At 69.3% G+C, this 13,456-nt stretch carries 11 protein-coding genes; 3 read left to right on the top strand and 8 right to left on the bottom strand.

Annotated features, from left to right (window positions below; translation table 11 throughout):
- Positions 1 to 3 precede the first annotated feature (3 nt).
- From VGO20_RS25395 to VGO20_RS25410, 4 genes are read right to left on the bottom strand one after another with little or no spacing between them, the layout of a single operon-like run.
- Positions 4 to 780 (bottom strand): DotU family type IV/VI secretion system protein, encoded by a 777-nt coding sequence (locus VGO20_RS25395; protein ID WP_327505199.1) that lies wholly within the window; start codon positions 778 to 780, stop codon positions 4 to 6.
- 26 nt (positions 781 to 806) lie between these two features.
- The gene (tssK, locus tag VGO20_RS25400) at positions 807 to 2,192 is read right to left on the bottom strand and encodes a type VI secretion system baseplate subunit TssK (protein WP_327505200.1); all 1,386 of its coding nucleotides are present in this window, start codon (positions 2,190 to 2,192) and stop codon (positions 807 to 809) included.
- Between the two features lie 22 nt (positions 2,193 to 2,214).
- Entirely contained in the window at positions 2,215 to 2,823 is a 609-nt protein-coding gene (locus VGO20_RS25405; protein ID WP_327505201.1) for a hypothetical protein, read from the bottom strand.
- 47 nt (positions 2,824 to 2,870) lie between these two features.
- Entirely contained in the window at positions 2,871 to 3,395 is a 525-nt protein-coding gene (locus tag VGO20_RS25410) for a helix-turn-helix domain-containing protein (RefSeq protein WP_327505202.1), read from the bottom strand.
- A gap of 157 nt (positions 3,396 to 3,552) precedes the next feature.
- Between VGO20_RS25410 and VGO20_RS25415 the strand changes: the two genes are divergently transcribed.
- Both VGO20_RS25415 and VGO20_RS25420 read left to right on the top strand, forming a co-directional pair.
- Positions 3,553 to 4,149: a LysE family translocator gene (locus VGO20_RS25415; RefSeq protein WP_327505203.1), complete on the top strand. Its 597-nt coding sequence runs from the start codon at positions 3,553 to 3,555 to the stop codon at positions 4,147 to 4,149.
- Positions 4,150 to 4,198: 49 nt separating this feature from the next.
- Positions 4,199 to 5,125, top strand: a complete 927-nt coding sequence (locus tag VGO20_RS25420; protein ID WP_327505204.1) for a 2-hydroxyacid dehydrogenase — start codon at positions 4,199 to 4,201, stop codon at positions 5,123 to 5,125.
- A gap of 23 nt (positions 5,126 to 5,148) precedes the next feature.
- Here VGO20_RS25420 and VGO20_RS25425 read toward each other — a convergent pair whose 3' ends face one another.
- The 3 genes from VGO20_RS25425 to VGO20_RS25435 form a co-directional block, all read right to left on the bottom strand.
- Positions 5,149 to 7,434, bottom strand: a complete 2,286-nt coding sequence (locus tag VGO20_RS25425; RefSeq protein WP_327505205.1) for a mechanosensitive ion channel domain-containing protein — start codon at positions 7,432 to 7,434, stop codon at positions 5,149 to 5,151.
- Between the two features lie 121 nt (positions 7,435 to 7,555).
- Complete coding sequence (locus VGO20_RS25430; RefSeq protein WP_327505206.1) at positions 7,556 to 7,813, bottom strand: hypothetical protein; 258 nt, start codon at positions 7,811 to 7,813, stop codon at positions 7,556 to 7,558.
- A gap of 75 nt (positions 7,814 to 7,888) precedes the next feature.
- Complete coding sequence (locus tag VGO20_RS25435) at positions 7,889 to 10,480, bottom strand: methyl-accepting chemotaxis protein (RefSeq protein WP_327505207.1); 2,592 nt, start codon at positions 10,478 to 10,480, stop codon at positions 7,889 to 7,891.
- Positions 10,481 to 11,143: 663 nt separating this feature from the next.
- Here VGO20_RS25435 and VGO20_RS25440 point away from each other — a divergent pair.
- Entirely contained in the window at positions 11,144 to 12,439 is a 1,296-nt protein-coding gene (locus VGO20_RS25440) for an EAL domain-containing protein (protein ID WP_327505208.1), read from the top strand.
- Positions 12,440 to 12,448: 9 nt separating this feature from the next.
- Here VGO20_RS25440 and VGO20_RS25445 read toward each other — a convergent pair whose 3' ends face one another.
- Positions 12,449 to 13,393 (bottom strand): NAD-dependent epimerase/dehydratase family protein, encoded by a 945-nt coding sequence (locus VGO20_RS25445; protein ID WP_327505209.1) that lies wholly within the window; start codon positions 13,391 to 13,393, stop codon positions 12,449 to 12,451.
- Positions 13,394 to 13,456 lie beyond the last annotated feature (63 nt).

A 13,456-nucleotide genomic window follows, 5' to 3' on the forward strand; every position in this document is an offset into this window, starting at 1 on the left:
GTCTCAGCGCCTCGCCTGCGTTTCGCCGCGCTCGAGGATGCGCTCGACGTCCGAGGTACGATCCAGCCAGACGAGATGGGTCACGACGACGAACAGCGCGAGCATGGCCGCCAGCGTAGCCAGCCAGGGGCGGACATAGGGCAGGCGGATCAGCTTGCCCTCGCTCAGCGTCGTCGCGTAGGCCGCCGGGAACATGTGGTCCAGCTCGCTCCGGCCGGCATCCTGGTCATGCCTCGACACCGCGCGGGCGAGCCTCTGCCGGTAGCTGCGCAGTTCCCCCGCGTCCGTCGGCCGCCAAAGCCGGCCACGGAAACCGAGAGAGAGCGTCGCGAGATAGAGCGCCGCCAGCTCGGGATGGAGGCGGCCGTTCTCGGCGAGCAGCACGTCGAGGCGTTCGAAAACCCGCTCGCCCGCGACCTTGCTGCCGAACAGCGCGTTCTCGATCAGGAACTCGGTCCAGGAGTCGCGACCGTCCCAGTCGACGCGGTGCAACAGCAATTCGTCGGCGAGCGCCGCCATCAGGTACTGGGCCTCGCGGAACAGCTCGGCCCCGTAGGCCCCGCCCCGGGTCAGCGCGTCGATCGCCTGACGCTCGAGCAGCGAGCGCAGGCGGTAGTGGACGCGGCCCGCGAGTTCCGAACCGTCCGGCGCGTCGTCGCCCCGTTCGGCCAGACGGCCGCCGACCTCGAGCGCGTAGCGGACCCGCATCAGCTCGGCATGGAATTCCCGGAACTGCGCGAGGAGGCCGTATTCCGTTCCGTCCTTGGTGATGAGGGTCATCGCGCTCTCCGGTCCCGCTCGCCGCCTCAGCCCGCCCCGCCGGCGCGCGCGCCGCCGCCGCCGCCGCCGCCGGGGGTCGCGGGTACGTACAGGACGATCTCCGCCGGCTCGCGGGTCGCCGTGCGGTCGGCGGGATGCTGGATGCCCAGGACCTCGCCCGGCCTCACGAACTGGGCGTCGGCCGCGATACGGTAGAGCAGGACCCCGCGGCCCGGCACGACCTCCAGGTCCTCGTCGCGTTCGACGCGCTGACGCCGCGCACCGCGCACGCGGCGGCCGATCAGGCCGGCCACCAGCGTCTCCGACGCGATCAGGCATTCGGCCATCCAGGCCTCGACGTCGGCTTCGGACTGGCCGTTGCGCAGCCGCACGCCCACCAGCAGGTCGCGTTCCAGCCAAGCCTTGTCCATGCGCAGGTGGAAACGGTGCCCGTCATGGGTGAAGGTGATCGTCGAGTAGGCTTCCGACACGGCATCCAGCATCTGCAGGACGAAGCGAAGAACGGACGCGAAGGAGCGGTTCGGATCGAGATGGTCGTAGCGCTCGAAGATCGGCGGTATCAGGCCGGCCCCCAGCGGCGCCAGATGGCCCGCGATGCCGCACATCACCTTGAACAGGGTGAAGGGATGGGGCCTGCCCGCATTCAGCACGGCTTCGAGTTGCGGCAGGCCCGACACGAGGCACTGGATCGCGAAGCGCGACTCGATCAGCCCCGTCGCCCCGACCGATCCCGGCGGCGCGCGCAGCCGCTGGGCGAGGTGCGCCGCCTTCTCCCTGAGGCGGCGTGCGACCAGGCGGCACGCCTCCAGGCACGGCGAATCCGAAGGCAGGTAAGGCCGCGGCGGCTCGTAGTCGTCGATCTGGACCTGCTCGTTCCTGTAGGCGATCCGGGCGATCGGCAGGCCGACGAATTTCTGCGGCACCGGGTCGCCGACGTGAAGCGCCAGCTTGGGCCTGACCCGAGGCATGGGCTGGCCGTTGTCGCCGGTGTTCTCGTCCACGACCGCGGGGGTCTCGACCGAGCGGTAGCGCGCGAGTTCGCCCCCTTCGACGCAGGAACCGGGGCCGTAGCGGGGCACGACGACATGGACCGTCATCGGACCTTCCTGCAACGCGGGGATCAGCGGCTTGACCGAGGTCTCGAGGTCGCCGGCGCGGGCATCGGTCGGGTGGACGACGAGCAGGCCGTCCGGCAGCACGGCCTCCAGCGCGGTGACGCGCAGGATCCCGGTCAGCAGCAGCGCCTGGTCGAATTCGAGCCGGACCACACCGAAGGCGTAGGGGGACAGCAGGCCGAGACGATAGTCCAGCAACCCGTCCTGGCGCAGCCAAGACTGCTGGAAGTGATGCGGCCCGATCAGCATCCCCTCATGCCATTGTATCGGGTCTGGAACGGGTCCGAACTCGGTCATTGCTGTTTCCGCCGGGCGCCGGTCAAGAACGCGGCTCTATGGAGAAATCCTTCGGGCCGAGCAGGACCGCGAAACGCTCGAGACGGTCGACTCGGGCGCGATGCGCCCCCTCCGTGCCGTACTCGGCGAACACGAAGGCGCCAATGGCCTCTCCCGCCGATTCGGGAACGTCGAATCGAAGTCCTTTCTGACCTGGAACGACCTCGCGGGAGGCGATCGTTATTCCCGTCGGGAAGGCCAGGCGCAACTCGCCCCGGCGGCGGAACCAGTCGGATGCCGACAGATCGACGAGTTGCTTCACCAGTTCCGGGTCATGGGCGAGGACGATGTCGACCCGGATGGGATCGTCGCCGTTCGCGCCGGGCGCCACCTCCATCTCGATGACCCGGGTCTTGATCTCCGGATCGCCGAAGGCGCAGCCCGCGAGCAGGAGCACGGCCATGAATCCGCTTGTGAGGCCGCTCGCGACTCCCCGCCGCAGGCACCGCCCCCATTCTCCTGCCGCCGCGATACGTTCACTCACGCTCTGCACCATCATTGCGCGCGACATCACCACCAAAGGCTTACCCGAAAAGAACCCGGTATGCCATACCGAGTTGCCCTTGTTTTCATCGATGCGATCCGAAGTCACAAGGTTAGCAACCCGCAGGTGGAACGACTCGCTCGCTTCCGCCCGTTTCAGGGCAGCGGCAACTTCGACACCAGCGAGCGGAGCGCTTCGACGATCTTTTCGGTCAGGCTGCGGTGCTGCGCTTCGATCGCCTCGACGAGGCGGGCCTCGACTCCGGCGAGTTCCGACGCCTGTGCCGCCGCGAGGCGCTCGATCTTCTCGCCAAGTGCCCGGGTCTCGGCCGCGAGACGCTCCACCGCGGCGACGGACTCGGCGGCCGGAAACGGCGTCGCGGCGGCTCGCGGCGCCACGGGGGGCGGCAGCGAAGACCTGCCAGTCGCGGCCCATGACGTTGGCGGCGTCAGGTGGGTTCCGGGTGCCGTTTCGCCGTCCAGCCACTGACGGATCACGGGATAGCCGACGGCGAGTTCGGCGGATATGCGGCGATAGCTCCAGCCCTGGTCGCGCAGGCGCAGGGCCAGCACGCGCTGCTCGGCCCGCCCCAGCCGCCGCCCCAACCCGGCCGGACGAGGCCCAGCGAGATCCGGCATACCGGCGGTGACCGTGATGTAACCGTTCTCGCCTCTTGCCATACCGCTGGCCGCCTCCCATGCTGCGCCCGGCTGCGTCGTTCCTACCTTTCTCGCCCAATGGCAGGGGCGGAGCAAGTGATAACGGTCGGAATCGTCACGAACGCGGTACGCCTTCCGGCGAATCCCATGCCGACCGCCTTCCGCGGAGAGATGAACCTTGATCGAGCTGCTGCCCGCCCTGGCCCTGTTCGCGCTGTCGACCTCGATCACGCCCGGACCGAACAACATCATGCTGACGGCGTCCGGCGCCACTTTCGGGTTCCGCCGCACCGTGCCCCACATGATCGGGATTGGCATGGGCTTTCCCGTGATGTTGGTAGCGGTCGGGCTGGGACTCGCAGGCGTCTTCGCGACGTCGCCGGAGATCCACGCCTGGCTGCGATACGCCGGCATCGCCTACCTGCTCTATCTCGCGTGGCGGGTGGCGACCTCCGGGCGTGGCGCGGACGGGCAGGTGCGAGGACGTCCTCTCGGCGTGCTGCAGGCGGCGCTGTTCCAGTGGGTGAACCCGAAGTCCTGGGTGATGGCAATCGGCGCCGTAACGACCTACACGACCTTCGGCGGCTCGCTCCTCGGCGAGGTGGCGCTGATCGCGGCCGTCTACGTCGTGATCGGCACCCCCTGCATGGTGCTGTGGGCGGCGTTCGGAACGGCGCTGTCGCGGCGCCTCGCCAATCCGCGCGCGCTACGCGCCTTCAACGTGAGCATGGCCCTGCTGATGGTGGGATCCGTGCTGCCGATGGCGCTCGCCTGACCCGACGCCGAGTCCGTCTCGTCCCCGGAACGTCCTCGAGGTCTAGACCATGTCCCTGCTGTTCCTGTCGACCACCGACTCGCCCGATCCCTGGGTCGAGGAGTTCCGCCGCCAGATGCCCGAGCTCGACCTCCGGGTCTGGCCCGAGACCGGCGATCCTCACGACATCCGCTACGCGCTCGTGTGGAAGCCGCCGCCGGGCGAACTGCGCAGGTTGCCGGCCCTGGAGGTCATGTTCTCGCTGGGTGCCGGCGTCGACGCGCTGCTCGGCGACCCGGAACTGCCGGACCTGCCGCTGGTCCGCATGGTCGAGCACGGGCTGACCGAGGGAATGGCCGAGTACGTCGCGCTGCAGGCGCTCTACTGGCATCGCAACATGCACGCCTATCTCGCCAGCCAGCGTGGCGGGGTCTGGCAGCCTCTGCCCGAACGGCTCGCGCGCGAACGGCGGGTCGGCATACTCGGACTTGGCGAACTGGGCTCCGCCGCCGCCCGGACGCTGGCCGGACTCGGCTTCGACGCGGCCGGCTGGAGCCGGACGCAACGCCAGTTGCCGGGGATCGCCTGCCTGCACGGCCGAGACGGCCTGGATACGCTGCTGGCACGCAGCGAGATCCTGGTCTGCCTGCTGCCGCTGACGCCCGAGACGCGCGGCATCCTGGATGCGCGGACGTTCTCGCGGCTGCCGCGGGGGGCGGTCGTGATCAACGCCGCGCGGGGCGCCCACGTCGTGGATGCCGATCTCCTGGAAGCGCTCGCGTCCGGCCGGCTCGCCGGCGCCAGCCTCGACGTCTTCACCCGAGAGCCGCTGCCGCCCGACCACCCGTTCTGGAGCCACCCCGCCATCGTCGTGACGCCGCATGCGGCCGCGCCGACCCACGCGCGGACCGCGACCGCCAGCGTGGTCGAACAGATCCGGCGCCATCGCGCCGGCCTGCCGCTGACCAACCTCGTCGACCGCAGCCGCGGCTACTGAGGGCGTGAGGGCGGCGCCTGCCCCTATCCGCTGGCCGGACCCGCCAGCTCGGCCAGTCGGTCGGGCGGAAGCGGGACGTCCGAGCGGACATGGACGGTGCGCTGCGGGAAGGGGATCTCGACCCCCCTCTCGTCGAAGCGCTTCTTGAGCCGGCGGTTGAACTCCCGGCCGACGCCCCATTGCTGGCTGGGGCGCGTCTTGAAGCGCGCCTTGATGATCACCGCGCTGTCGGCAAACCTGTCGACGCCCAGTACCTCGATCGGCTCCAGGATCAAGCCGGAGAAGACAGGGTCCTGCTGCAGTTCCCCACCCAGTTCCCTGACGATGTCGACGACCCGGTCCGAATCCTCGTCATAGGCGATGGAGATGTCGAAGACGTAGAAGGAGAAGTCCTTCGTCAGGTTCTTCACCGAGGCGACCTGGCTGAACGGCACCGCATGGACCGTTCCGGTCAGGTCGCGCAGGCGGATGGTGCGGATCGATATCGCCTCGACGACGCCGCTATGTCCATTGCCGACATCGACGACGTCGCCGACCGAGATCGTGTCCTCGAACAGGATGAACATCCCGGTGATGACGTCCTTGACCAAGGTCTGGGAGCCGAAGCCGACCGCAAGCCCGATCACGCCGGCACCGGCCAGGAGCGGGGCTATGTCGAGGCCGATCTCGGAAAGCAGGATCAGGACGACGACCGCGACGAGGACGACCAGGAAGGCGTTGCGAAGCAGCGGCAAGAGCGTGCGCACGCGCGCGCTGCGCTGGACGGTACCACCATCCGCGCCGCGGCCGGTCAGGTACCGCTCGATCATGTTGCTGACGACCTCCCAGGCGAGGACGGCGATCACCAGCACCAGCATGATCGAGAACAGGCTGCTCAGCAGACGGGCGCCGAACGGCGTTTCGATCCAGCCGAAGCCGTCGAGCCCCCAGGCGTCGAGCACGGCGAGAAGGGCGATGAGCCAGACCACCGTCTTGAGCCCCCGCTCGAGCATGGGAACGTACCGGTTCGCACGCTCGTCCAGCTTCGGGAACTGAGCCTTCAGCTCGGGCGAGATCGCGAAACCGCGCCGCAGTACCCGGTCGAGCACCGTCACCAGCAGGCGCGCGACGATCACGGTGACGATCGTACCCACGGTCGCCCGCACCATGAACTCGAAACCGCCGTGAATTCCCAGCGCCAGGATCGCGTATGCGAACAGGACGTAGAGGACGGCGAGCACGTGCCAGACATCGGCGAAACGCCGGCGCGCCGTGCGCAACGTCATGCTGCGGCGTCCCTCGGCGATCTCCGTCGCCTCGACCCCGCCGTTCTGACCGCCGCTGATCGGGTTGCCGCGCAGCCAGGTCGCGACATGGCTGCGGTTCTGCATGATCAGGATCACCAGCATGATCGTGACGACCAGCCCGACCAGCTTCAGCAGGGCGAGATAGGCGGCCTCGGGAAGCCCCAGCAGCGATGCCGTCTCACCGATGAGATAGCCGTAGACGGCCGTGAAGGCGATCCGGCGCACCCAGATGTACAGGTAGTGCGCCGTCTCGTCCGCCATGGGGGGAAGCCGCAGCCCGGGAGCCTGCGGGGCGAGGAGGGCCCGCGTCGCCACCAGCACCAGTCCGATCAGGATGTGAGCGTTGATGACCAGCAGTGCAGCGAGCCGGCTCACCCGTGGCGGGTCGGTTATCGACAGCATGCCGTAACCGGCGAGCGCGAAGGCGACGATCGGCACGATCTCGATGACCATGCGGCCGAGCAGCAGGGGGACGCGGGCGAGCGTCCGGCGCGGCATCTGTCGCTCCAAGGCGCCGCGGGGTCCACGCAGGAGACGCTCGGCCGCACCGGCTGCCAGGAAACCCGCGACGATCACGCCGGCGAGCTGGAGGCCGAGCTCGATCCACTCGTCGTGCCGCCAGTCGTCCGTGACCTGACGCCGCGCCCAGTCCAGCGCGACCGGGAGGTCGCGGAACGCCGCCCCGGCGGCGACGAGTTGGCGGCTCAGCGCCGCGACCCGCTCGGACAGGAATTCGAGCGTGCGCGCGCCGAGCGCGCCGGGCACCGGTTCCGCCTGGTCCTGGATAGCCAGCAGCGCGCGCAACCGTGCAGTCAGCTTCTCGCGCTCGGCAGGGTCCTCCAGCGCGGCGAGCAGCCCGCGCAGTTCGGCGGCATCCGCCTCGATCGTCGCTGCGGCGGGGGCTGGCGCTTCCGGCGTCTGGGACCGGCCCGGCGCCGGTGCGAGCACGACGAAGGCCAGCAGCAGCAACGGGAGAAGCGGACGCAGCGACCACAGCGGCCGCAGGGATTTGAAGTCAATCATGGTGGGACGGCATCGGGACTGGTTCTGGCGGGCGTTCGGGCACGTTACCCCGTTCGGACGCGGGAGGCCACCCTCCGGGGCCGGACGGGATACTGGATCGAATTCCGAAAAAGGCCAGCCCTCAATAGAGGCGGCCCGCCCCTTCCGGCGCGACGTCGACCACCCGCTCATGGGCGCGCAGGCGGCGAACCAGGTCCTCGGCCAATCCCTCCCCGGGCTGCTCGCGTTCCAGACCGACCTCGATCGTGACCGCGTTGACCCCGTTCGCCGTGGCGACGGAGGAAAGCTGGCGGGCTTGGCCGTAGTCCTGGACCACCCCCTGCATCGCGTCCTCGAACGACGGATCGCGCTCGCCTTCGTAGGTGTAGACCAGTCTCATCGTCCGCCCTCCCGGCCTCCTCTCGCCTCGCATGCAACAGGGCGGCAGGAACGCCGTTCCCGCCGCCCGCGTCGCTCAGGCGGCCCGGATCTGGGAGAGGAAGCGTTCGACCTGCCCGCGCAGTTCTTCGGCCCGGCCCGTCACGTCGGCCGCCGCCGCCAGGACGCGGGCCGCGGACTCCCCCGTCTGCCCCGACGCCTGCGTCACCCGGGCCATGCCGGCCGAGGCCCGCCCGGTGCCGGCCGCGGCACGGTTGACGTTGCGGGCGATCTCCTCGGTCGCCGATCCCTGCTGCTCGACCGCTGCCGCGATCTGGGCGGTGATGCCGTCTATGGCCGAGATGGTGCTGCCGATCCCCTGGATCGCCCCGACGGCGTCCTTGGTGACCGACTGCATGGCTCCGATCTGGGTCGATATCTCCTCGGTCGCCCTGGCGGTCTGGGTCGCGAGGTTCTTGACCTCGCTCGCGACGACGGCGAAGCCCTTTCCGGCCTCCCCGGCCCGCGCCGCCTCGATCGTCGCGTTCAGGGCGAGCAGGTTCGTCTGGCCGGCGATCTCGCCAATCAGTCGGACGACCTCGCCGATCTTCAGGGCTGCGTCCTCCAGCCCACGCATGGTCGCATCCGTACGCTCGGCATCGGCGACCGCAACCCGGGCGATGCGCGCGGACTCGTTCACCTGGCGACCGATCTCGGAGATCGATGCGGACAGCTCCTCCGCCGCCGCGGCGGCGGTCTGGACGCCGGAACTGGCCTCCTCGCTGGCATCGGCAACCGTCCTGGCCTCGCTGGCGGCACGATCGGCTGTCCCGGCCATGGAGTTCGCCGTCTCATGCATCTCGCCCGCCGAGGCCGAGACCCGCTCGACGACCGCCATCACCTCGGCCTCGAACCGGTCGGCAAGGCCGAGCCGCGCGGAACGCCGTTCTTCCGAGGCCCGGCGCCGTTCCTGCTCGGCGCGCGCCTCGGCCGCCCGCATCTCGATCGCGTTGCCGCGGAACACCTCCAGCGCCCTCGACATCTCCGCGATCTCGTCGCGTCCGCCCCGCGGGGTCGCCGCGTCGAGATCGCCGTCGGCGATGCGGCGCATCGCGAGCGCCAGCGCGTGCATGCGCCCGGCGACGGACCGGCCGACATAGAGCCACACAATCAGCCCGGCGGCGAGAAGGCTGGCACCGGCGATCGCGAGCATCAGCAGGCGACCCTGCCCGACCGCCTCGCCGACCTGCCCTGCGGCCGTGTCGGCATCGGCCTGCGAGGCGGCGACCAGGACGCGTACCGCCTCACCGAGTTCGGTCGCGAGCGCGCGGCTCTCGGCGAGCAGCGCGGCCGACGCCTCGGTCGCGCGCAATTCCGACGTCCGCAGCGCGAACACGCCGTCGGCACCGCTGCCGAAGGCGACGAGCCGCTCGGCCACCGGGCTCAGCCGTGCCGCCGTATCGGCGGGAACGAAGGCAAGGCTGGCGACGAAGTCTCCCGCCGCCGCGTCGAAGCGCCGGGCCAGCGGACCGAGTACGTCGAGGCTCCGGGCGTTCACGCCTTCGTTGAGGAGGCCGGCGACGAGGTTGCCGGACGCCTCCAGTTCCAGATAGCCGCTGAATTCCGGCAAGCCCCGGTCGACGAGCGAGGAGATCGCCTCCTCTGCCCGGCGCGTCAGGTCGTCGCCCGCCGCCCCGATGCGCTCGCGCGCGCCAGCGACCAATGGCTGGAGCGCCTCGTGAAGCTGGCCTTCGATGCCGGCCGCCTCGTCGGCCAGGGATGCGACGCTCCGGGTAAGGGCGAACGGATTGATCAGTTCGTCCCGGCGCAGCACGAAGATGGACCCCTCGCCCCGGCCGACGGCGACCAGGTCGCGCACGAGCGGAACGACGGCGTCGCCGCCCGGCATGCGAGCGACCCGGTCGGTGGCCGCGTCTATCCGCGCGGCGACGGCCTCGAACTCCGCCGCGGCGGCTTCCAGGTCGTCGATCCTGTCCCAGAGCGCCACGCGCACGATCGCATTGGCCAGCGCCGCGACGTCCGCGCGCAGTTCGAAAGCGGCGATCAGGTCGGCCGACGCCTCACCCGTCAAGCGGGAAACGGCCACCGAAGTCAGGACGTTGATGTCGCCCGCCCTGCCCCTCAGGTCGTCACCCGCCGCGAGAACGAGCGGGTCCAGGGCTTCCAGCAGCTCCGCATGAGCATTCGCGATCTCGGGCACGAGACGCTCCAACTGGCCGCGCAGTTCGATCCGCCGGGCGACCGTCCCGCCGAGTTCCTGAAGCTTGCCGTCCATGGCAGAGGCACGGGCGGCGAGGCCGTCGACGCCTTCGGCTCCGCGCGCGGCAAGCGTGTCGATCAGCGCGGCGAGGCTTGCCGAGCGGGCGCCGAGCCCGTCCAGCAGACGCCGCCGCTCGGTCTCGTCGTGGGCCGCGTCGAGCACGGGGGCCGCCGCAGCGATCGCGGCGCTCTCCTCGGCGAGCTGGCGCGCGGCGGACATGGCCGGCAGGCTGTCCTGCGTTATCGCATCCAGCCGCCCCTCCACCGTCTGGTACGAGAGCAGGGCGACCGCGGCCGAGACCACCGTCATCGCCGCGACCACCCCGAAAGCCAGCAACAGCTTGGCGCGGATGCCGAACCGGCCCCCGGCCGTCTGCGGCTTGACGCCCCGCGATGCATCTTGCGTCATCGTTCTCGATGCCTCCTCGTTCTCGCGGGGAATCCCCGCCGCCAACATCTCGTCTCCCGCGAACGTGCGCGTCCCCGGCAGCCGCCCGCATTCGTGGCAGGCGCGCCACCAGTATACCTGAATATTCCCATATGCGCGCCTGGGCTGTGGCGTCGGGCCGCGCATGCCGATTTCTTCACGGCCTACACCTCCCTTGCGGCACCTGACTCGCCGGCACGTCACGGAGCACGGCGCTCCACGGGACCGACCATCCTCCTCGCCCCGTGACTTTTCCGCGGCAGCCGAGTATCGCGTGCCATTTTTATTTCGGTCGTTGATGAATTGGCCCGCTGCTCTATCTTGGATAGTCCCGGAAAACTTGACCTCAAACCTGAATGGCCGTACGATTTTTCTGTCTTTGTCATGAAGACGGATACGCAGCAGACACAATGACGCGCTGCAAAGTCGTCGATGTCGCACCCGCGCTGGGGTATCGGCCGGGTCGCCACCTACCGGCCAGCACGCAGTCCTTGCGCGAAAGGGACGAATGGCCTTATTAAAAATAAAATGTACCGAAACATTCTCGTGCCGTCGGCCGGCACGCGCGGTACGCCATCGCAGGGCGCCTTCACGGCGCGGAGAGTGGGGGCGCATGGTCCGGTTTGCGTGGAACGGGAGTTGGGAATGACGCAGCTTCACCGTCCGCGTGACAACCGTCCGGCACGCGACTGGGTGCGCGTCAAACCCGGCGAGAAGGCGACCGCCGTTCCCGAACGGCCGCAGCACGACGACGAAAGACTCCTGGCCCTCCTGCATTCCGCCAAGCGCGAGCTCCAGGGCTTGCGGCTCGTCCACCTGCACCTGTCGCTCCTGAAGGACAAGAACTACGGCGACGTCGGCGCAATCCGCCGCGCGTTCCAGGACATCTCCGAGAACTCCGCCTTCCTCCAGATCTTCAGCCTGTCGAACGACGACGTGCTGATCCTCTACAAGGGGATCAAGTTCTCGAGCATCACCGACGTCTGCCAGAAGATCGAGAAGCTTCTCCTCTCGCGCACCCAGGCTACGGGGCCGAATCCCTACAAGGAGGATTCGCTCTACTCGATCATGGAGCTGTCGCTCAACTTCGTGAACGTGATCCGGTTCATCGAGGGGTTGGGACAGGACGGCGGCAGCGAGGGCGGCAAGCACAAGACGAAGCCGCCCATCACTATCGAGGAGCTGGCCAAGATCGAACGGCAGATGGCGATCTTCGACCTGTCGCCGTTCATGCTGAACCAGCCGGTCGTCAACCTGCGCTCCGAAGACCGCAACGAGCGGGAGTATTTCGAGCTCTACATCGCCGTCAAGACGCTAGAGGAACGCCTCAGTCCGGACTTCGACATCACCGCCAACCGGTGGCTGTTCAACTACTTCACCGCGAACCTGGACAACTCCGTCCTCAAGGCCCTCAACTACGGCGTCGATTTCCTGAAGGGACAACGTATCGGTCTCAACCTGAACCTTACGACGGTGATGTCGGCGGCCTTCGTCAAGTTCGACGAGCGGCTGACGGCCGAGCTGCGCGACAACGTGGTTCTGGAGATCAACAAGTCCGACCTGGTCGAGAACGAAGCGCTGTACCGGGAGGTCGTGGATTTCGCCAGCCAGCGCGGCTACAAGATCTGCATCGACGGCCTGACGCCGTTCTGGGTCACGCACATGGACCTGGAATACATGGCCGCCGACTACGCGAAGATCTTCTGGTCGCCCGACTTCCAGGAAATGAGCGAGGAGGAGCTTGCCTCCTTCGGCGACCGCATCTCCCAGCAGGAGAATTGCCGCTTCATCCTGGCGCGCTGCGGCACGGTGTCGGGCCTGCTGTTCGCCTACAAGCACGGGATCGACCTCGTGCAGGGCCGCATGGTCGACAACATCCTGCGCAAGGGCGTCAACCTTGCGGACGCCATCAAGACCGCCAAGGTGATGGACGACGAATAGGCCGGGGTTTCAGGCGACCGAGCGGGCGCGCCCTGCGCGCACGAGAGAAGTCACGACCTGCTCCAGCCCGGACCGCTCGGGCCGCCAGCCCAGAGCGGCGGATGCGCGCCCGGCGAGCGGTACCGGCCAAGGCGGGAGAACTTCCGTCCCCACCGGCGGTGCCAGCCGGCGCCCGGTAGCCCGTCCGACGGCGGCCAGCACTTCTTCCGGCGTGTTGCCGCGTCCCGTGCCGAGATTGAGCACCAGCGTCCGTCCGCCGGCCAGCAGGTGACCCAAACTCCGCGCCATCCCCTCGGCGGCATCCACGACGTGCAGGTAGTCGCTGGTCCGGAAGTCCGACCCCGCCGCGAGCGCGCCCGCACCGGCAAGGGCGGCGGAGACCGCCCGGGCCAGGAGGTGGCCGCCGGGCATCGGCGCCCCCTCGAGCACCCCCGCGGGCACCGTCGGATCGGCGCCCGCGAGCGGCGGCAGGCGCAGGCACGCCGTGCGCATGTCGTAGGCGACACCGGCGTCGAGCAGCATGCGCTCGACGATCATCTTGGCCGTCGCCGCGGGTCCGGCCGGCGCCAGCGGGGCATCCTCGTCGACCGGCTGGTCGGGAGTGCCGTAGACGCTGGCGCAGCCCGCTGCGGCAATGCGGCGGACCTCATGGTCCTGCATGGCTTCCAGCAGCGCCAGCGCCCCGCCGACGTCGCAGGCATAGCGACGGCCGGGGACGGCATCGCGCGATCCGGCGCAATGCGCCACGGCATCGGGGCGGTACAGCGTGAGCGCACGGCTCAGGGCGGTGCGGTCGCGCAGATCGCCGACCACGAGCGGTCCCCAGCGCACGCAGGCCGTATCGCCCGTGACCAAGCTGTCGAACGTGACCGGCAAATGGCCGTCGGCGGCCAGCCTGCGGCACAGGTGGCTGCCGAGATAACCGGCACCGCCGGTGACGAGAATGGTCGCCATGTGTCCTCCCGAAGCACCCCAGGTGCTGCCGACGTTAACGGCCGGCGGACGCGATCGGAACCG

Origin of the sequence: Arenibaculum sp., assembly GCF_035998295.1 — a bacterium.
Lineage (GTDB): Bacteria > Pseudomonadota > Alphaproteobacteria > Azospirillales > Azospirillaceae > DASYHS01.